A 19,552-nucleotide genomic window follows, 5' to 3' on the forward strand; every position below is an offset into this window, starting at 1 on the left:
ACCGAAGCCTGCCCCGATGATGGCGACGCTGAGTCGACCCGTCACGACGATGCCGTCCGCTGCGCGCGGCGCACGTCCAGGCCCGCCAATCCGCCGTCACTGCGGCACGCGCGCAAGGTCTCGTCGTATTCGGTTGGGCCACCGAAGAAGAACGAGCCTTGGCGGGTCTTGTCGTCGTACTCGCCTTCGCGGTTGTAGTACCCGGGCGTGCACGACTTGGCCCGGTCGATACTGGCCGTCGAGCGTTGCATCACCGCGTCGACCCACGCCGCCTCGGCCTCCGCCGAAGCCTCCAGTTCGGTGACGCCGAGTTCGAGCGCCCGCGCGATGACACCGGCGACGTGGGTGGCCTGGACGTCGAGCAGATACGGGAAGTTCACGGTGAAACCCGACTGGGCGATGCTGAGTACGAAGGCGTTGGGAAAGCCTCGGACGTGCACGCCGTGCAGCGTGCGCACGCCGTCGCGCCAGGCCTCCGTGAGCGTGACCCCATCGCGCCCAATCAGTTCGAAGCCGGAACGGCGCGAGTAGTCAGTGCCGACCTCGAACCCGGTCGCGAAGATCAGGCAGTCCAGCGGATGTTCGACGCCGTCGACGACCACCCCCGACTCGGTGATCCGCTCGACGCCGAGGCCGTGCGTGTCGACCAGCGTGACGTCGTCGCGGTTGAACGTCGCCAGGTAGTCGTCGTGAAAGCACGGCCGTTTGCAGAAGTACCCGTACCAGGGCTTGAGCGCCTCGGCCGTCGCCGGATCGACGACTGTTCCGTCGATGCGCGCCCGGATCTCCTCCATCTTCGCGAAGTCGGCCAACTCGGCGGGGTTCGCCTCGAGCTCGCCCTGGCTGCGCATCAGGAAGAGCTTCTTCGTGATGCTCGTCCACGCGTCGGCGACCAAGTCCTCGTCGGCTTCGCCGCCCGCGGTCAGCAGCTGGAAGTTCTCGATGCGTCGGCGCTGCCAACCCGGTTTCAGCGCCGCGGCCCAGTCCGGATCCGTCGGTGCATTGGCCCGGACGTCGACCGTCGAAGGGGTGCGCTGGAATACGTGGAGGTGCTGTGCGGCCTTGGCGAGGTGGGGCACGCACTGGATGGCGGTCGCCCCGGTTCCGATGAGCCCAACGCGCTTGTCGGCAAGCCGAGTCAGGTCCGCGCCTGTGTACGCATAGTCCCAACGGCTGGTGTGGAAGGCGTGGCCACCGAACGAATCGATTCCCGGAATGCCCGGCAGCTTGGGGCGCTGTATGTAGCCGTTGGCCATCGACACGAACCTGGCCCGTATCTCGTCACCGTGATTCGTCGAGATGAGCCATCTCGAATCGCTTTCATCCCAACGGATCTCATGTACCGCGGTTTGCAGGCAGGCGTCCCGGTAAAGGTCGTATCGCCGAGCGATCTGGCGACAATGCTCGAAGATCTCCGCGCCCTTGGCGTACTTCTCCGACGGCAGGTAGCCAAGCTCCTCGAGCAGCGGCATGTATACGTAGGATTCGACGTCGCAGGCGATCCCCGGATAGCGGTTCCAGTACCAGGTGCCTCCCACGTCGGCGGCCTTGTCGATCAACCGCAGCCTTTGCACGCCCGATTCACGCAAACGGGCGCCGGTGAGCAATCCCCCGAATCCTGCTCCGACGATCGCCACGTCGATCTCGTCGACGATGGGTTCGCGCACCAGCGGGCCGGTGACCCAGGGATCGTCGGCGAAGTGGCCGAAGGAGCCCGCCACTTCCACGTATTGCGACAGCCCGTCGGCTCGAAGGCGCCGGGCCCGCTCCTGCGCGTACTTCGCCCGCAGTGCGTCGGGGTCGAAGCCCAGGGCATGCTCCGTCACTGGGCCGCCTCCCTTGCTCCGAGTCGCGCTCGGGCGTTCTCGACTGAATATAAGCAACCGATTGGTTATATAGTACGAATCGATCGACACGGGAGGTAGCGGCGAGATGAACCCTGCCACGGTGTCGTTGGGCAGGCCGGTCGGAGCCAGCGGCGAGGAGACCAGGCGCCGCATCCTGAATGCCGCGATACGGTGCGTCGCCGAGGGCGGCTATTCCCAGGCCACCATCCGGGAGATCGCGCGCGCCGCGGACGTCACCAGCGGAAGCCTGTACAACTACTTCGCCACCAAGCGCGAATTGCTCAAGGCGACAGCCCAATCCATCGAAGCGCTCACCCTCCCCCGCCTTCGGGCGGCCGCACAGCGCGAGGACGACGTCGTCGACAGACTCGACGCCCTGCTCGACGAGTCGGACCGGTTGATGCGCGAGTACCCCTACCTTGCCGCGTTCGAGCGGGCCATGCGCGCGGAGAGCGACGACCCGAACCGGGCTGGCGTGCAGGCGATTCGCGGCATCATCGCCGAGATCATCGACGATGCCCGGCGCGGCGGGGCGCTCGCCACCGACGTCGATCCCGAGGCGGCCGTCGACGTGCTGTTCGCGCTCGCGCGCGGATTGACCGAACGGGCTCAGACACCCCACCCGAATCAGGACACGCTCGCGACGGCCAAGCGGCTGATCCGCGGCACGTTATTCAGGAGTTCGTAAGCATGGCACTGGAATTCGATCCCGACGTGCTGGCCGAGCTTGGACCGCTGCTCGCCGCACGGCCGGTGGGCGATCCGCCTCCGGTCGGCGACGTGGAGAGCAGGAGGGTCACCAGCGAGGTGACGTTCACGCAGCTGGCGGCCATCCGGCCCCCGGTGACCGGCATCGAGACCACCGACTACACGTTGCGACGCGAGGACGGTGCGACGGTCGCCATGACGTGGTACCGCCGCGAAGACGCCGAGCAACCGGGCAGCGCCGCGCTCTATCTCCACGGCGGCGGGATGATCCTCGGCCTGGCGCAGACCCGCCAGCTGTACGACTCGGCGGTGCGCGGCTACGTTGCCGCCTCGGGTGTTCCGATGTTGATGGTGGACTACCGTGTCGCTCCCGAGTTTCCCCATCCCACGCCTGTAGACGACTGCCACGCGGCGCTGCGGTGGCTCGCCGAGCATGCCGCCGAGCTAGGTATCGACGAGCAACGCATCGCGGTGATGGGTGACAGCGCAGGCGGCGGCCTCGCGGCCGGGGTGGCCCTGCTGGCCCGCGCCCGAGGCGGTCCTCGAATTGCCCAACAGCTGCTGATCTATCCGATGCTCGACGACAGGACGACCGTCCCGGATCCACGGTTGGTGCCGTTCCTGACGTGGACCTACGACGACAACGTCACGGGCTGGGGCGCGCTGCTGGGCGACCGCGCAGGCACCGCGGACGTCCCGCCCGCAGCTGCCCCAGCCCGGGAGTCCGACCTTCGCGGCTTACCCCCGTCGTACCTGGAGGTCGGCGAGCTCGACGTGTTCCGCCACGAGGTGATCAGTTATGCCGACCGGCTGGCCGAGCCCGGGGTGCGGGTCGAGCTGCACGTCTATCCGGGCGCTCCGCATGCGTCGGATGCCTTGGCCCCCAACGCCGAATCGTCGCGCCGGGCCATCAGCGACCGGATCCGCCGTCTGCGGGCGCTCTGAGTCAGACCGCAGCGTTGGTGGCTTCGGTGAACGGAGCGCCGAATTCGGCCACGGGCGCGAACCCGTGTTTTCTCGCGCCGGCCGCGCCGCGCCGGATCAGTGCCGCGGTCGCCACGAAGCCGGCCTGATCGGCCATCACCAGCGGTGTCAGCAGGCGGTTGTGGACGAAGCCGAAGGCGAGGCCGCGCTCCGGATCGGCCCAGCCCAGTGAACCACCCAGGCCGACGTGCCCGAAGCCGGGCAGCAAGCCGCCAAGCGGGAGGCTGTGGTAGCCGAGATGGAACGACATCGGCATCCCCATGTTGCCGTCGGGGTAGAAGCTGGGCCGGCCCGCGAGGCCCGCGACGGTGTCCGCCGACAGGAACTGCGTGCCGTCGATGACACCGCCGTTGGCGATGGCCCCGTACATCCGGGCCAAGGCCCGCGCGGTGGCCACTGCGTTGGCGGCCGGAAGCTCCCCGTCGAGCAGCGGAATGTCGCCCTGCACGGTCGCCTTCATCCCCGGGAAGTACATCGATCCGAAGATGCCGGACACCGGGAGCGCGGCGATGTGCGGCGCGACGGCGTTGAAGATCGGATTGGGGATGCCGAACTGGGGGCCGATGATCTGGGCGGGCTGCGTCGGCGCGCTCGCGGGCGGCCTCCCGAGGTGGAAGCCGTCGGTGTTCAGTGGCGCGGCCAGTTCGGTGCGGAACAGCTCCCGCATGCCCCGCCCGGTGACCGAACGCGCCAGCCCGGACATCAGCCAGCCGTAGGTCAGCGCGTGGTAGGCGGGCCTGCCCTTCAACAGCCCCATCGGCGCAGCGGCCATCCGCTCCTCCATGAGGAGGTGATCCAACAGGTCAGCCTTGCTCGCGCCCTGTAGCTGGGACAGGCCGGCCCGGTGCCGCATGAGGTCGCGCACCGTGATCGCGGCCTTGCCGTTGGCGCCGAACGCCGTCCAGTACTCGGCGACGGGCGCGTCGTAGTCGATGAGTCCGCGGTCGACGAGCCGGTGGATGACGGTGGACGCCATGCCCTTGGTTGCAGAGAACACCATGGTCCCCGTGTCCGCGGACCAGTGCTGCCGACCGCGACGGTCGGCCCATCCGGTCCACACGTCGACGACGGGTTGGCCGTCGAGGTAGACCGAGAGCGCTCCACCGCCAAGTCGGCGCCATGGAAACAGCTGGTCGAAGGCTCGAACGGCACAGGCGAAATTGGGATCCGCCGCGCCACGGACGGCATCCGGTAGGCCAGCGTCGCCGGCACCGTGCGAGAGCGCCGCGCTGCGCTCCCCGCGTATTGCATGGGTCACAATCAATACAATTTACCTGGACCCCCGGCAAACTTTTCACCGGTTACCGATCTGTTAGGCAACCGGCACGTTTCCGCATTTAGCCCATCGGGTGGTCGGCGGCCTCGATGATCTGCTGCGCAGCGCGGGCCGGAGGCAACTCGCCTGCACGGACCTGCCGCTCGACCTCGTCGCGGACCTTGCGCACCGTCGGGTTCGTCAACAAGCGATCCAGCACCGAATCGCGCACCATCGACCACATCCACTCGACCTGCTGCCGACGCCTGCGGTCCTCGAACTCACCCGCTTGGGTGAGCACGTCGCGGTGCTTGAGCACCGTGTCCCACAGCTCCGACAGCCCGATGCCCTCCAGCGCGCTCATCGTCAAAACTGGTGGGCGCCATAGCGTGTCGCGCGGATACAGCAATCGAATGGCCCCGGCGAGCTCGCGTGCGGCGGCTTTCGCCTCGACGGCGTGGCTGCCGTCGGCCTTGTTGACCACGACGACGTCGGCCAGCTCGAGGACACCCTTCTTGATGCCCTGCAATTGGTCACCGGTACGCGCCAGCGTGAGGAACACGAAGGTGTCGACCATGTTGGCGACTGCCACCTCGGACTGACCCACACCCACCGTCTCGACGAGTACGACGTCGTAGCCGGCGGCCTCGAGCAGCACGATCGTTTCCCTGGTGGCCTTCGCCACTCCGCCCAACGTGCCCGACGTCGGCGACGGTCGGATGTACGCATCGGAGTGCACGGCGAGGCGTGCCATCCTGGTCTTGTCGCCGAGTATCGAGCCTCCGGTCCTCGTCGACGACGGGTCGACGGCGAGCACCGCAACCCGGTGGCCCTGCCCGATGAGGTACATGCCGAGCGCCTCGATGGTCGTCGACTTTCCGACCCCCGGTACCCCGGTGATGCCGACGTGCATGGCGCTGCCCGCCTCGGGCATCAGCTCCGTCAGCAGCAGCTGGGCCTGCTCCCGGTGGTCTGGCCTTGTCGACTCGACCAGCGTGATGGCCCGCGCCAGCGCGGCACGGTCACCGTGTGAAAGCGCCTGAGCGAGCTCCAGATTTCCATCCCGAGTCGCTTCGCTCCTACCCTCCGGAGCCGTCATTTACCCAAGGTCGTAACCCAACCGCTCGGCCAGCTTCTCCAGCAGGCCGATGGCTGCATCCGCGATCACGGTGCCCGGCGGGAAGATCGCCGTCGCGCCCGCCGCGTATAGCTCGTCGAAGTCGCCGGGCGGGATGACGCCGCCCACGACGACCATGATGTCGGGCCTACCCGCCTCAGCCAACGCGTCGCGCAGCGCAGGCACCAGCGTCAAGTGTCCGGCGGCCAGCGACGAGACCCCGACCACGTGGACGTCGTTGTCAGCGGCTTGGCGGGCCACCTCGTCGGGAGTGGAGAACAACGAGCCGACGTCGACGTCGAAACCGATGTCCGCGAACGCCGTCGCGATTACCTTCTGGCCCCGGTCGTGGCCGTCCTGACCCATCTTGGCCACCAGGATGCGCGGCCGGCGACCGTCGGCCTCGGCGAACTTCTCGACGAGTTCCGTTGCAGCAGTTACGTTGCTAACCTTGCCCACCTCATCCCGGTACACGCCCGCGATCGTGCGGATCTCGGCCTGGTGGCGTCCGTACACCTTTTCCAGCGCGTCGGAGATCTCACCCACCGTCGCCTTGGCGCGGGCCGCGTCGATGGCCAGGGCCAGCAGGTTGTTACCGAGCCCGTCCTCCCCCGCCAACCCCGAAGCGGCTGCCGCGCGGGTCAGTTCGGCCAATGCGGCCTGGGTGGCGGCCTCGTCGCGATCGGCGCGCAGTCGTTGCAGCTTCTCGAGCTGCTCGGTGCGCACGCGGCTGTTCTCGACCTTGAGCACCTCGATCTCGTGGTCGGAGTCCACCTGATACTTGTTGACCCCGATGACGGTCTGCTGACCGGAGTCGATGCGGGCCTGGGTGCGCGCTGCAGCCTCCTCGATGCGCAGCTTCGGAATGCCGTCATCGATCGCCTGCGCCATGCCACCGTGCTCGTCGACCTCGCGGAAGTGGGCGCGGACCTTCTCGGCCAGTTGGTGTGTCAGCCACTCGACGTAATACGAACCGCCCCATGGATCGATCGGGCGGGTCGTGCCGGACTCCTGCTGAAGGAGCAACTGGGTGTTGCGCGCAATGCGGGCGGAGAAGTCGGTCGGCAGCGCCAACGCCTCGTCCAATGCGTTGGTGTGCAACGACTGGGTATGGCCCTGCGTGGCCGCCATGGCCTCGATGCACGTGCGCGCGACGTTGTTGAAGGGGTCTTGCGCAGTCAGCGACCAACCCGACGTCTGCGAGTGCGTGCGCAGTGACAGCGACTTCTCGCTCTTAGGGTCGAACTTCGCGACCAGTTCGCTCCACAGCAGGCGACCCGCCCGCAGTTTTGCGACCTCCATGAAGAAGTTCATCCCGATGCCCCAGAAGAACGACAACCGGGGCGCGAACTTGTCTATCTCGAGGCCGGCGGCGAGGCCGGCCTTGATGTACTCGACCCCGTCCGCCAGCGTGTACGCAAGCTCGAGATCCGCAGTGGCTCCGGCCTCTTGGATGTGATAGCCGGAGATGGAGATCGAGTTGTACTTCGGCATCTTGGTGCTGGTGTAGCCGAAGATGTCGGAGATGATCCGCATTGAAGCCTTTGGCGGATAGATGTAGGTGTTGCGGACCATGAACTCCTTGAGGATGTCGTTCTGGATGGTCCCCGCGAGCTTCTCCGGTGGTACGCCCTGCTCCTCGGCAGCCGCGACGTACAGCGCAAGAATCGGCAGCACCGCGCCATTCATCGTCATCGACACCGACACCGCCGACAGGTCGATGCCGTCGAACAGCTGGCGCATGTCCAGAATGGAATCGATTGCCACCCCAGCCATTCCGACGTCGCCAGCGACGCGCGGATGGTCGGAGTCGTACCCACGGTGGGTGGCGAGGTCGAACGCCACCGAGAGGCCCTTCTGGCCTGCGGCGAGGTTACGGCGGTAGAACGCATTGGACTCCGCGGCGGTGGAGAAGCCCGCGTACTGGCGAATGGTCCACGGCTGGTTGACGTACATCGTGGGGTAGGGCCCGCGCACGAAGGGCGGCGCCCCCGGGAAGCTGTCCACCGGGTAACCCGCTGCGGCCGCGACGTCACGGTCGGCCTCGACGAACACCGGCTTGACGTCGATGCCCTCCGGAGTGGCCCAGGTCAGCTGCTCGGCGGTGTACCCGTGTGCGGCGGCGGCCGCGGCGACGTGCTCGCCGACAGCGGCTTCGGTCGCCGGTGTAGGCGTGCGCTCGCCGTGCAGTGGTACGTCGGCAAAGCTCGCAATGCTCGGCGTCACGCCCGGAGCCGCCTGGTCGGCGACATTGGATACAGCCATGTCAGGCCCCCAATCGGGTGAGCAGGGTCGACAGCGCATCGATCGCGTCGATCTTGGCGGTGAGATATTCGTCGGGCTTGCTTGTCGCGTCCGCGACCGCCTTCTCCGGACCGGCCAGGTAGACGTATGAAACACCCGCTGCGCGAGCGGCTTCCACGACGTCCGAGACGTCGGTTCCGTAGCGCGCATCGGTGCCGCAGATCACCACGGCGGCGGGCTGACCGGCAGCCGCGACGGCATCCGCCACTCCGGCAGCGTCGACGGTGCCGGGATTGACGGCCTCGACCCCTCCAGACGCCAGCAGATTGGCGGCGAACGTCGCACGGATGTTGTGCTCGGCGAGCGGCCCGATCGGAAGCAACACCGCTGCCGGCCGCGCCCCCTTGGCAGCGAGGTGGGCGTCGGACCGGTCTCGCAGCGCCTCGAAGTCAGCTGCGTACCTGACCACCAGGCCATCTGAATCAAGTTGCGGCAGCGGCGCTTCAGCGAGATTGGGATACTCGTTGACACCGGTGAGCGCGGTGCGGCGGTGCGCGATGTCGGCGCGGCGACGATCCGCCACCACCGAGATTTCGGCGACGACGTGGTCCCGGGCCTCGACGAACCCGCCTCGCGCTTCGATGTCCTGGAAGTGACTCCAGGCTTCTTCCGCGAGCCGTCGGGTCAGGTCTTCGACGTGCCAGGAACCGCCTGCGGGATCGATCACCCGGCCGATGTGGGATTCCTCGAGAAGTAGCAGCTGGGTGTTGCGCGCCATGCGGCGCGTGAAAGTCGTTGCAGTACCTGGCAGCCCACCGGGAATCGCAGCGTCGAGCGGAAGCACCAGCACGGTGTCGGCCCCGCCGACCCCGGCGGCAAAGGCGCCAAGCGTCGTGCGCAGCATATTCACCCAGGGGTCGCGCTGAGCCATCATCGGCAGCGACGTCACGGCGTGGATGGTGGCGTTCCCGGCCGTCGGCTCGCCCGCGACGTCGGCGACCCGGGCCCAGAGTTGGCGCGCCGCACGTAGTTTGGCGATGGTCATGAATTGATCATCATCGGCGGCGAAGCGGAAGCTGAGCTGCCGCAGCGCGTCCCGCACCGATAGACCGTTCGAGATGAGCAGACGGAGGTAGTCGACGCCTGCGGCGATGGCACCGGCGAGTTCCCACCCGGCGCTGGCACCGAGGTCGTGGAGGGCGGGGCCATCCACCGTGATCGCCCGCACGCCCCCGCCGAATTCGATTGCCTTGTTGGCGAAAGCGACGACGTCATCGACCTGCGGTCCCTGCGTGCCCGTCAGCGGCGCCGTGAACGGATCGCCACCAAGGTCGACCGAGAGTCGGGCCCGCCGTTCGTCGTCGAAGCCACTCACCAACGCCAGCACGGATTCCGACGCCGCGACGTAGTCGGCGCCGGCGTAGAGGATCACTGGGACCAGGTCGAGGAGCACCCCCTCCAGCAGTCGATCCACCGCGTTCGCGTCGACGCCACCCTGGCCTACTCGCAACGCCAGCGCGCTTACCCCGTCGGCGAGCGCGCCCAGCACGGCGCCGTTTCCTTCGGCTAGGTCGGACTGTCCGGCGATCGGGAAGGACTCGGCGACCTTCCACCCGGCCCGCACATCCCGAAGCGCGTCGCCACCGCGAACGAAGGGCCATTCACCAGGCAACGGAGGCTCTGGAAGCGCGTCAAGGACCGTATACAGCGGGCGAATCGGAAACCCGTCATAGGTCGGCGAGTCGAGTAGCCGCTCGGGTTCGACACCCAGGTCTGCTGGATCCTTGCGACTGCTCTTGGCCAGCACACCCGCCACTCCGGACCGCCACTGAGCAAGGTCCGCTTCGACGTCGCTGAGGCTTGCACTGGACCCGTGTCCGGACACCGGCATCTCCTGTTGTCGCTGCGTGTGAGTTAACACCCGGCCATCAGGCTAAATGATCGCCATCACGTCACGATCCGGCGGGCAGTGCGACGCGCGATCGCGACGGCACCAAGCACTGGAGTGTCCCCCGTACCCTTGGTAGACGTGAAGCCCGTAGTCAGCACGTTCCGCGCAGTACGCGCGGCAGTTGCTGCGACGGCAGCTCAGGTGCCCCGCCGCCGGATTGTGATGATCGCAGCGTTGATTGTGATCCTCGTCGCATTTGGGCTGCTGGCGCCCCTGCCCAGCGCGGTGCAACTCAGGGATTGGGCCACTTCGGTGGGTCCGTGGTTCCCGGTGGCGTTCTTCGCCGCGCACGTGGTGGTGACCGTGCTCCCGTTCCCGCGGACGGCGTTCACGCTCGCCGCCGGACTGCTGTTCGGTCCGCTGCTCGGCGTGTCGCTCGCCGTCACCGCAAGTACGGTCAGCGCGCTGGTGGCACTGCTGCTGGTGCGGGCCGCCGGATGGCACATGGAGCGGCTGGTCAGGCATCCGAGGGTGGACTCGCTGAACGCCAGACTGCAGGAACGCGGCTGGCCCACGGTGCTGTCCATGCGGATGATTCCGGCGGTGCCGTTCTCGGTGATCAACTACGCGGCGGGTTCGTCGGCGGTGCGGGTCCTGCCCTACACGTTGGCCACGTTCGTCGGATTGCTGCCAGGCACGGCCGCGGTGGTCATCCTCGGCGATGCCTTCACCGGCCACGTCAACCCACTGCTGGTCCTGATCTCGTTCGTCACTGCCTGCCTGGGCATCGCAGGACTGGCCTACGAGATCCGTACCCACCGGCGCAGTCACCAACCCGACGAAGCCGCGCAGCCTCCCGCCGAACCCGCCGTCACGCCCTGACCGACGGCCATTTCACGGTCAGGGCACTGCCAGCAGCGTGTAGGTCCTTCGATCCGTCAGCAGGGTCACTTCTGCCCGGCGGCACCGTGCCTAGGTACCGGCTGCGTGTACTCGCCGGGTCGCTGCGCCTGCTGTGACAGCGGCGCGTACTGCGGGGGTGCGTCGAGGACGCCCGCAACCGGGGTCCGAGCCTCGGCCACCGCCTGGGCGACGGCCTGCGCGATCTCGGGATCGGTCTTCGTGTTGAACCACTCGGCAACCTCGGCGGAGTCGTCCTCCGGCTTGGGTAGGTCTTCCTCGACCGGCGATGGCGTGTAACGGAAGACACCGTCGGTACCCGGCGCGCCGAGCATCTTGGTGAAGCCCTGCAGCGCGGTGCCGAAATCGCTTGGCACCAGCCAAACCTTGTTGGCCTCACCCTTGGCCATCAGAGGCAGGGTCTGCAGGTACTGGTAGGCCAGCATCTCTGGCGTCGGACGACCGGCCTTGATCGCCGCGAACGTCTTCTCGATCGCCTTCGCCTGGCCTTGAGCCTGCAGATAGGACGCGGCGCGCTCGCCCTGAGCGCGCAGCATGCGGGATTGCCGGTCAGCCTCGGCCGCCAGGATCGCGGCCTGCTTGGCGCCCTCGGCGGAGAGAATCTGAGCCTGCTTCTGCCCCTCCGCCTGCTTGATCGACGCCTCGCGGTTGCCCTCGGCGGTCAGGATCATGGCGCGCTTCTCGCGGTCGGCGCGCATCTGCTTTTCCATCGAGTCCTGGATGGACGGCGGCGGGTCGATGCTTCGCAGTTCGACACGCGCGACACGCAGCCCCCAGCGGCCGGTGGCCTCGTCGAGCACGCCTCGGAGCTGCCCGTTGATCTGGTCGCGCGACGTCAGCGCTTGTTCCAACGTCATGCCGCCGACCACGTTGCGCAGCGTGGTGGTGGTGAGCTGCTCGACGCCGACGATGTAGTTGCTGATCGCGTAGACCGCGGCCTTCGGTTCAGTGACCTGGAAGTAGACGACGGTGTCGATGTTGACCGTCAGGTTGTCCTCGGTGATCACGGGCTGGGGCGGAAAGGACACCACCCGCTCGCGCAGGTCGACCCTGGCGCGGATCTTGTCGACGAACGGCAACAGCAGCGTCAGCTGTCCTGACACCGTCTTGCTGTAGCGGCCGAGCCTCTCGATGACCGCGGCCTCGGCCTGCGGTATCACCTTGACTGACTTGGCGACAACGACGATCGCGAACAACACGAGTGCTATCACGAAGATCAGGACGACGACGGCTCCTGGATCCATTTGTTGGGCTCCTCCCCTATAGAAACTGCAGAAACTGCGAATTCAGCTCAGACGCTCTTGAAGACGACGGCGGTGGCGCCGTCGATGCGCATGACGGTGACGTGATCGCCCGGCTCGTAGACATCGTTGTCGTCGAGGGGCCGCGCCGTCCAGACTCCGCCATCGAGTTTTACCTGGCCCTCGTGGCGCGCGACCCGATCCAGTACCAGCGCGCTCTTGCCTTCGAGGGCCTTCATCGGCTCCGCGAGACCGGTGCCCGCGGCGAACCGCTTCCGCAGTGCCGGCCGCACGAGCAGCAGGAGCAGCACTGAGACGACGAGGAACACGATGCCGTCGACCAGGAAGGAATCGAAGGCGAGGTGCGCGCCAGCCGAGGCCACCGCGCCGCCACTGAGCATCAGCAGGAACAGATCACCGGTCAGCGCCTCCGCACCAGCCAAAACCAGCGCTGCGATGAGCCAGAACCAGGCTGCCATGACACCACCCTATCGCGTAGCCGACCGGACGAGTCCGTAACTATTACACTGCGATCATCATGTGGTGCCCAAGTGCTTCCCTCTCGGTGTGGGCCAACGCCTGGCTCGCAGGCGTTGCCGCGCCCGACGACGTCCTTGACGCGTTATCACTCTGGGCGCCAAGGCATTCCGTCACCGCCTATGATTCCGTTGCGGCAGGCAGCACGGGTTTGCCGTGGCCCGACCTCACCGACGCAGGGGCAGTCTCGCTGCTGCAGACCCTGCGCACGGCGGCAGGCCCCGCGACCGGAGCGCCCGCAATGGCCGTGGCACTGCCGGTGCCAGGGGACGTCCGCGGACTCGCGGCCGGTACCCAGTTCCAGGCTGACGCCATCACCGCCGGCGAGGCGCTGATCGTCGCACGTGGTGCATCCGAGGCGATCGGCCTTGTCCCGGACTTCGACTATGCCGACGACGAAGAAGACGAGGACTACGACCCCGAACCTCGCGCGCTGGCCTGGACCGTTTACTCGTTGCCCGGCGCGCCGGTGGGCGACCACCTCGACCTCGGCCAGGCGGAGTACGAACTGCGCTCGGCCGTGCGGTCGGCCGCCGACGCGCTCGGCACGCTGCGCGCAGGCGCGACGGGCGCCGACCTCGCCGACCCACGTGGCATGGTCGAGCAGATCCTGGAGTCCGGCCGGCTGCACCGCGCCCCCGACCATGCCCCCGAACGCGCGCTGCGCGTGCTTGAGAACGCCGCGCACGTCGACGCGATCATCGCGGTGAGCTCCGGCCTGATGCCCATCGGTCTGCAGTCATCCTCGGAGGTTCAGACCGCCAACGAGGCGCTTCGCCCGCTGGTAGGCGTCGTCCGGTCGGCGCGACTGGCAGCCGTCAGCGCGATCCTGCACTCGGCGTGGCAAAGGTAGCGACACAGCGCGGCGACGCCGCACACGGCTGACCGTCGACGTCATATCCGCACGCGGGCACGGGATCTCGACCAATGGCCCTGGCCTCGGTAGTTCCGATTCGCAATTCGTCGATGAGGTCGACGGCCAATCGCGCGAAACGTTCCTCCGCATTGGGGGTGGCGGTTCGCGCCAACACCACACCGGCAGCGTCAGCTTGCTCCTGCAGTTCGTTGTCGAGGTCCCACACCACCTCGATGTGGTCGGCGACGAACCCGATCGGGCAGACGATGACGGCCTTGGCGCCCGCCGCCGTCAGTTGCGAAAGTTGTTCGCCTACATCGGGTTCCAGCCACGGTATTTGAGGTGGGCCCGACCGCGACTGCCACACCTGGTCGTAGCGCTGGTAGCCCACCGCATCGGCGACCAGCCGGGTGGCGTACGCCACCTGCCTGCTGTAGAGCCGCGGACCGTGACGCTCGTCGGCAGCCACCGGAATCGAGTGGGCGGTGAACACGAGCGACGCATCGGCGCGCAGCTCGGCCGGCAAGCGTGCGGCCGCCGCAAGGATGGCATCGGCGAACATCTCGACGAACAGGGGATGGTCGAAGTACTGGCGGAGCTTGACGAGCTCCGGAGCACCGGCGCCGACCGAGGCACGCGCGCCTGCAATGTCCTCGACGTACTGGGTGCAGCTGGAATACCCGCCCCATGCGGACGTGGTGAACACCGCGGCGCGCCTGACCCCGTCGGCACGCATCTGCTCGACCGTGTCCGCGACGTACGGCGCCCAGTTGCGGTTGCCGAAGTAGATCGGGAGTGGGGTTCCACGGCTTTCGAGTTCAATCCCCAACTGGTCGATCAGGGCTCGGTTGATCCCGTTGATCGGGGACACGCCGTCGAAGTGCAGATAGTGCCGCGCCACGTCGTCGAGGCGCTCCGGTGGCACGTTCCGCCCGCGGGTGACCTGCTCCAGGAAGGGCCGCACCTGCTCCGGCCCCTCGGGACCGCCGAAGGACAGCAGCAGGACCGCGTCGAAGTCCATCAGAGGAGTTGCGTGCTCGCTCCACCGTCGGCGTAGACGATGGTTCCCGTAGTGGCGGGCAGCCATTCGGAGATCAGGGCGCACACCGTCTTGGCGACCGGCGTCGGATCCTTCATGTTCCAGCCCAGCGGTGCCCGCTGATCCCAGCCCTCTTCCAGCAGCTTGATCTGATCGCCCGCCTCATCGCCCAGTGCCCCACCGACGATGGCGCTCATCGCCAGTGTCCGGATCGGCCCCGCTGCAACGAGATTCGAACGCACACCGTACTGACCGGCCTCGCGCGCCACGAACCGGTTGACGGATTCGAGTGCACTCTTGGCCACCGTCATCCAGTTGTAGGCCGGCATGGCACGGGTGGGGTCGAAGTCCATGCCGACGATGCCGCCGCCGCTGTTCATGATGGGCAGCAAGGCCTTGGCCAGCGCCGCGTAGGAGTACGCCGAGATGTGGATGCCCTTGGCCACGTCCGCGTACGGGGCATCGAAGAACGGGTTGATGCCCATTCCGGTCTGCGGCATGAAGCCGATCGAGTGCACGACTCCATCGAGCTTGTTGCCCTCGCCGATGACCTCGGTGACCCGCGCGCCCAGCGTGCCGAGGTGCTCCTCGTTCTGAACGTCGAGTTCGAGCAGCGGCGCCGGCTTCGGGAGCCGATCGGCGATGCGCTGGATCAGCTTCATCCGGTCGAACCCGGTCAACACGAGTTCGGCGCCCTGCTCCTGCGCGACGCGCGCGATGTGAAACGCAATCGACGAGTCAGTGATGATGCCCGTGACGAGGATGCGCTTGCCCTCGAGTAGCCCTGTCATATCTGTGTTTTCTCCTCTAGCCCATGTCTTCTTAGTGGCCCATGCCCATGCCGCCATCGACCGGGATCACCGCACCGGCGATGTAACTCGCATCCTCGGACGCCAGGAAGCTGACCGCCCCTGCGACCTCCTCGGCGGTGCCGACGCGCTTCGCCGGGATGAACTCCAGCGCCCCGGCCTGGATTCGATCATCCAGCGCCCTGGTCATTTCGGTGTCGATGTAGCCAGGCGCCACCACGTTCGCGGTGACCCCGGCCTTGGACAGCTCCCTGGAGATCGAGCGGGCCATGCCGATCAGTCCGGCCTTGGCGGCCGCGTAGTTGGCCTGGTTGCCGATACCCCACATACCCGAGACCGAACCGATGAAGATGATCCGGCCGAATCGCTTGCGCTGCATGCTCCGCGACGCCCGCTGCGCAACCCGGAACGCCCCGGTGAGGTTGGCATTGATGACATTTTCGAAGCGCTCCTCGGTCATCCGGATCAGGAACGCATCCTGGGAGATGCCGGCGTTGGACACCAGTACCTCTACCGCACCCTGGTGCTCTTCGACCTCCGTGAACGCGCGGTCGACGGCCTCGTTGTCGGTGACGTCGCATTCCACGCCGAACAGTCCGTCCGGAGCACCCGAACCGCGGTGGGTGACCGCGACCTTGTGACCGTCGGCGGCGAGCCGCTGGGCGATGGCCAAGCCGATGCCGCGGTTGCCGCCGGTGACGAGAACGGAGCGCGAAACGAACTCAGGCATGCCCGCCAACCTATCGCCTTAGCTAGCCGGCCCGGAAATCGACTTCGGCGGGCAGGAGCGAAGCGACCCGGGATCGGCTTCAGCGGGCAGGAGCGAAGCGACCCGGGATCAACCAGGAAGACGACGGTTGATCAGCAGCGCCACCACCGCAGCCAAGGCGAGCACGAGCGACCCCAGCCGCAGCCAGCCCACGCTGGCGTCGCCCTTTTGGGTCTCGTACCCGATCTGCTCCTGAAGCGACGTGAAGACGTCCTTGAGCTGCTCGAGACTCGACGCCGTGTACGCCTCACCGCCGGAGTACTCCGCGATCTTCCTGAGCATTTCGTCGTCGACGGGGACCGGCTGTCGTTGGTCGTTGATCTCGACGTAGCCGTACTGGGTACCGAACGACACCGTCGATATCGGGACGCCTTGGTCGTGGGCCGTCCGCGCCGCGGTGTACGCGCCCTTCGGGTTCGTCGGATTCGACGGCACCGTCTCCTTGCCGTCGGACATCAGCACAATGCGCGCAGGCGGTGGGGTGTCACCACCGCCGATCACTGCACCGACGGTGGCAATCGCCTGCAACGCGGTGAAGATGGCCTCGCCGGTCGCGGTGCGGTCGGCGAGTTGCAGCTTGTCGATGGCGGCCTTGGTGGCGTCGCGGTTGACGGTCGGCTGCACGAGCACCGTGGCCGTGCCTGCATACGCGATGAGGCCGAGGTTGATCCCTGGCGTCAACTGCTCGGCGAACTGCTTGGCCGCCTCTTGCGCCGCCACCAGCCTGCTCGGCGCGACGTCGGTGGCGCGCATCGACTGCGACACGTCGATCACCAGCATCACGACGGCGCGGTTACGGGGAATCCGGACGTCGTTGGTGGGACCTGCCATCGCCACGGTGAACAACGTCAACGACAACACCATCAAAATGGCCGACAGATGGCGCCAGCGGGTGGGCCGTTTCGGCGCGACGCTCTCGAGCAGCTCCATGTTGGCGAAGCGCAGGACGCGTTTGTGGCGGGCCCGCTGCACGACGACGTACAGCGCGACCAGGCCGAGCACCACCAGGAAGAAGAGGAAGAACAGCGGGTGTGCGAAACCCGAGAGGCTCAGCGGTCCGAGCAGCGGTAATGTCATGTGCAGCTTGCCATTTCAGTCTTATCGATTCAGTCGGATCCGAGTGCACCAAGCGCTGCAAGCGCTCATCGCAACGCACCCCGGCGCCTACTCGCCACGAACTTCACTACGTCGGCGATCCAGTCCCGGTCGGTCCGCAGTGTCAGCAGCGGCGCATTGCACCGGCGCAACGTGCGAGCCACCTCGGCGCGGTGGGTCGCCGCGGCCCTTTCGAAGTCGGAGCGCAGCTGCTGGTCGATGGTGAACTCGCGGGTGACCCCCGACTCGGTGTCCTGAAGGATGACGTCCCCGACGTCTGGGAGTTCGACGTCGCGGGGGTCGACGATCTCGATGCCGAGCACCTCGTGGCGTCCGGCGATGGCCCGCAGCGGTCGCATCCAGTTGATCGGACCGAGGAAGTCGCTGATGATCACCGCCATACCGCGCCGTCGTTCGGGGCGGCGCAGCGCGTCGATGGCGATCGCCAGGTCGCCGCGGACGCCGAGTGGCGCCTTGGGCATGGTGGCGATGGCACGCAACAGCTCTTGCTCGTGCATGCGGCCCGAGAGTGCGGGCACCCGCTTGGTCGACTCGCCGTTGGTGACGATCGCACCGAGCCGGTTGCCACCACCGCTGTTGAGGAACGCGATGGACGCGGCCGCCGCAACGGCGAGGTCGCGCTTCTCGCATCCGGCCGTGCCGAAGTCCAGGCTGGCCGACACATCGACCACCAGCCAGGTTTCGAGCTCACGGTCGACGATCATCTGACGGACGTGCGGGTGGGTGGTGCGCGCCGTCACTGACCAGTCCATCCGGCGCACGTCGTCGCCCGGTTGGTAGAGCCGCGCCTCCCCTGCTTCGGAGCCCGGCCCTGGCATCAGCCCCTGGTGGTCACCGTGCAGCACCCCGTCGAGCTTGCGACGCACGGTCAGCTCCAGCTTTCGCAACGCCGCCGAGAGTGCGGGGTCGCGAATCTCGCCGCGTTGCAGGGACGGTAGGTCGACCGCCCGCTTTGGCGACTCGGTCACCGACCGCCAGCCGCAGCCGCCGCGGTGGGCATTGCGGGCGCTACCGAATGACCTTGCTGCGGAATGGCATTCACCTGCGGCAGGGCTACGGTCTGCATGATCCGGCTGATGACGGTTTCGGAGGTGATCTCGTCGGCCAGCGCGTCATAGGTCAGGACCAGACGATGGCGAAGTACATCGGGGATGACCTCGACGACGTCTTGCGGGATCACGTAGTCGCGCCCACGGATCAACGCCAACGCCCGCGACGCCGCGATGATGCCCAGCGAGGCACGCGGAGACGCTCCGTAGGCGATCCACGCCTTGGCGTCCGGCATACCGAACTTCTCGGGCTCGCGGGTAGCCGTCACGATGCGTACGACGTAGTCGACCAGGGCGTGGTGGACGAAGTTGTTGGCGGCGACGCCCTGCAACCGGAGCAGGTCGGTCGTGTCGAGGATCTGCTTGGGGGTGGGCGGCGTCACGCCCATCCGGTAGATGATCTCGCGCTCTTCCTCGGGCGACGGGTAGTCGACATTCAGCTTGAACAGAAAGCGGTCACGCTGCGCCTCTGGAAGCGCGTAGACGCCTTCCTGCTCGATCGGGTTCTGCGTGGCCATGACCAGGAATGGGCTCGGCAGCGGGAACGTCCTGCCACCGATGGACACCTTGCGCTCCGCCATGACCTCCAGCAGTGCGGACTGCACCTTGGCCGGTGCACGGTTGATCTCGTCGGCGAGCAGGAAGTTGACCATCACGGGTCCGACCTCGGTGTCGAACTCTTCCTTGCCGACGCGATAGATGCGGGTACCGATGATGTCGGTGGGCACCAGGTCAGGCGTGAACTGGATGCGGGCGAACGTGCCGCCGACCACCTTGGCGAAGGTCTCCACCGCAAGGGTCTTGGCGACGCCGGGCACGCCTTCCAGCAGCACGTGGCCCTTGGCCAGCAGGCCGACCAACATTCTTTCGACGAGCAGGTCCTGACCGACGATGATGCGCTTGACCTCGAAGATCGCCCGTTCCAGAGTGTGCACCTCGCCCTGCAAGCCGCCGGAGGGAGGCGGGGGCTGCTGGGGACCGGGGGGATAACCCTGCGCCGGGCCCGGGCCGGAATTGGCTCCGGCGCCCTGCGGCGGCCCACTCGGTGACGTCATTCAGTTCCTCCCACTTAGTTCAGTTCCGCCGATGTTCAAATCCGACGATGTTCATTTCCGACGTTCATTTCCGACGTTCGATCCAGACGAACTGGACATGGTGGCGCCAGAGCC

17 protein-coding genes are annotated in these 19,552 nt (G+C 67.2%); 4 read left to right on the plus strand and 13 right to left on the minus strand.

Annotation, left to right across the window (positions count from 1 at the left end):
- Positions 1-41 precede the first annotated feature (41 nt).
- Positions 42-1,826 carry an NAD(P)/FAD-dependent oxidoreductase gene (locus tag SLQ30_RS00800; protein WP_319444943.1) on the minus strand — a complete coding sequence of 595 codons (1,785 nt, stop codon included), beginning with the start codon at positions 1,824-1,826 and terminating at the stop codon, positions 42-44.
- 106 nt (positions 1,827-1,932) lie between these two features.
- Here SLQ30_RS00800 and SLQ30_RS00805 point away from each other — a divergent pair, with 106 nt between their 5' ends.
- Entirely contained in the window at positions 1,933-2,535 is a 603-nt protein-coding gene (locus tag SLQ30_RS00805; RefSeq protein WP_319444944.1) for a TetR/AcrR family transcriptional regulator, read from the plus strand.
- 2 nt (positions 2,536-2,537) lie between these two features.
- Positions 2,538-3,500, plus strand: coding sequence for an alpha/beta hydrolase (locus SLQ30_RS00810; protein WP_319444945.1), 963 nt, complete (start codon positions 2,538-2,540; stop codon positions 3,498-3,500).
- 1 nt (position 3,501) lies between these two features.
- Here the strand turns inward: SLQ30_RS00810 and SLQ30_RS00815 are convergent, their stop codons facing one another.
- The 4 genes from SLQ30_RS00815 to mutA form a co-directional block, all read right to left on the minus strand.
- Positions 3,502-4,797: a serine hydrolase domain-containing protein gene (locus SLQ30_RS00815; protein WP_319444946.1), complete on the minus strand. Its 1,296-nt coding sequence runs from the start codon at positions 4,795-4,797 to the stop codon at positions 3,502-3,504.
- A 79-nt stretch (positions 4,798-4,876) separates the two neighbouring features.
- Complete coding sequence (meaB, locus tag SLQ30_RS00820; RefSeq protein ID WP_319444947.1) at positions 4,877-5,893, minus strand: methylmalonyl Co-A mutase-associated GTPase MeaB; 1,017 nt, start codon at positions 5,891-5,893, stop codon at positions 4,877-4,879.
- On the minus strand, positions 5,894-8,176 hold the full coding sequence (gene scpA / locus SLQ30_RS00825; protein ID WP_319444948.1) for a methylmalonyl-CoA mutase: 2,283 nt from the start codon (positions 8,174-8,176) through the stop codon (positions 5,894-5,896). It lies immediately after the preceding gene.
- 1 nt (position 8,177) lies between these two features.
- The gene (gene mutA / locus SLQ30_RS00830; RefSeq protein ID WP_319445560.1) at positions 8,178-10,046 is read right to left on the minus strand and encodes a methylmalonyl-CoA mutase small subunit; all 1,869 of its coding nucleotides are present in this window, start codon (positions 10,044-10,046) and stop codon (positions 8,178-8,180) included.
- Between the two features lie 138 nt (positions 10,047-10,184).
- Between mutA and SLQ30_RS00835 the strand changes: the two genes are divergently transcribed.
- Positions 10,185-10,928, plus strand: coding sequence for a TVP38/TMEM64 family protein (locus SLQ30_RS00835; protein WP_319444949.1), 744 nt, complete (start codon positions 10,185-10,187; stop codon positions 10,926-10,928).
- A gap of 65 nt (positions 10,929-10,993) precedes the next feature.
- On the opposite strand, the gene SLQ30_RS00840 is transcribed toward SLQ30_RS00835, so the two are convergent.
- A complete protein-coding gene (locus SLQ30_RS00840) occupies positions 10,994-12,211 on the minus strand; it encodes an SPFH domain-containing protein (RefSeq protein WP_319444950.1) in 1,218 nt (405 codons plus the stop codon).
- Positions 12,212-12,258: 47 nt separating this feature from the next.
- Positions 12,259-12,687 carry an NfeD family protein gene (locus SLQ30_RS00845; RefSeq protein WP_319444951.1) on the minus strand — a complete coding sequence of 143 codons (429 nt, stop codon included), beginning with the start codon at positions 12,685-12,687 and terminating at the stop codon, positions 12,259-12,261.
- Between the two features lie 59 nt (positions 12,688-12,746).
- Here SLQ30_RS00845 and SLQ30_RS00850 point away from each other — a divergent pair, with 59 nt between their 5' ends.
- Entirely contained in the window at positions 12,747-13,598 is an 852-nt protein-coding gene (locus SLQ30_RS00850) for a hypothetical protein (RefSeq protein WP_319444952.1), read from the plus strand.
- On the opposite strand, the gene SLQ30_RS00855 is transcribed toward SLQ30_RS00850, so the two are convergent.
- The 6 genes from SLQ30_RS00855 to SLQ30_RS00880 form a co-directional block, all read right to left on the minus strand.
- Positions 13,564-14,622, minus strand: a complete 1,059-nt coding sequence (locus tag SLQ30_RS00855) for a ferrochelatase (RefSeq protein ID WP_319444953.1) — start codon at positions 14,620-14,622, stop codon at positions 13,564-13,566. The genes SLQ30_RS00850 and SLQ30_RS00855 overlap by 35 nt on opposite strands.
- Positions 14,622-15,431 carry an NADH-dependent enoyl-ACP reductase InhA gene (gene inhA, locus SLQ30_RS00860; RefSeq protein WP_319444954.1) on the minus strand — a complete coding sequence of 270 codons (810 nt, stop codon included), beginning with the start codon at positions 15,429-15,431 and terminating at the stop codon, positions 14,622-14,624. Before inhA ends, SLQ30_RS00855 begins: the two co-directional genes overlap by 1 nt.
- Before the next feature lie 31 nt (positions 15,432-15,462).
- A complete protein-coding gene (gene fabG1 / locus SLQ30_RS00865; protein WP_319444955.1) occupies positions 15,463-16,179 on the minus strand; it encodes a 3-oxoacyl-ACP reductase FabG1 in 717 nt (238 codons plus the stop codon).
- 108 nt (positions 16,180-16,287) lie between these two features.
- Positions 16,288-17,295 carry a VWA domain-containing protein gene (locus SLQ30_RS00870; RefSeq protein WP_319444956.1) on the minus strand — a complete coding sequence of 336 codons (1,008 nt, stop codon included), beginning with the start codon at positions 17,293-17,295 and terminating at the stop codon, positions 16,288-16,290.
- A 65-nt stretch (positions 17,296-17,360) separates the two neighbouring features.
- Positions 17,361-18,302: a DUF58 domain-containing protein gene (locus SLQ30_RS00875; protein ID WP_319444957.1), complete on the minus strand. Its 942-nt coding sequence runs from the start codon at positions 18,300-18,302 to the stop codon at positions 17,361-17,363.
- Complete coding sequence (locus SLQ30_RS00880) at positions 18,299-19,438, minus strand: MoxR family ATPase (protein ID WP_319444958.1); 1,140 nt, start codon at positions 19,436-19,438, stop codon at positions 18,299-18,301. The genes SLQ30_RS00875 and SLQ30_RS00880 overlap by 4 nt, the downstream gene beginning before the upstream one ends.
- Positions 19,439-19,552 lie beyond the last annotated feature (114 nt).

Origin of the sequence: Mycobacterium sp. RTGN4 (assembly GCF_033804635.1) — a bacterium.
In the GTDB taxonomy this organism is placed as follows: domain Bacteria; phylum Actinomycetota; class Actinomycetes; order Mycobacteriales; family Mycobacteriaceae; genus Mycobacterium.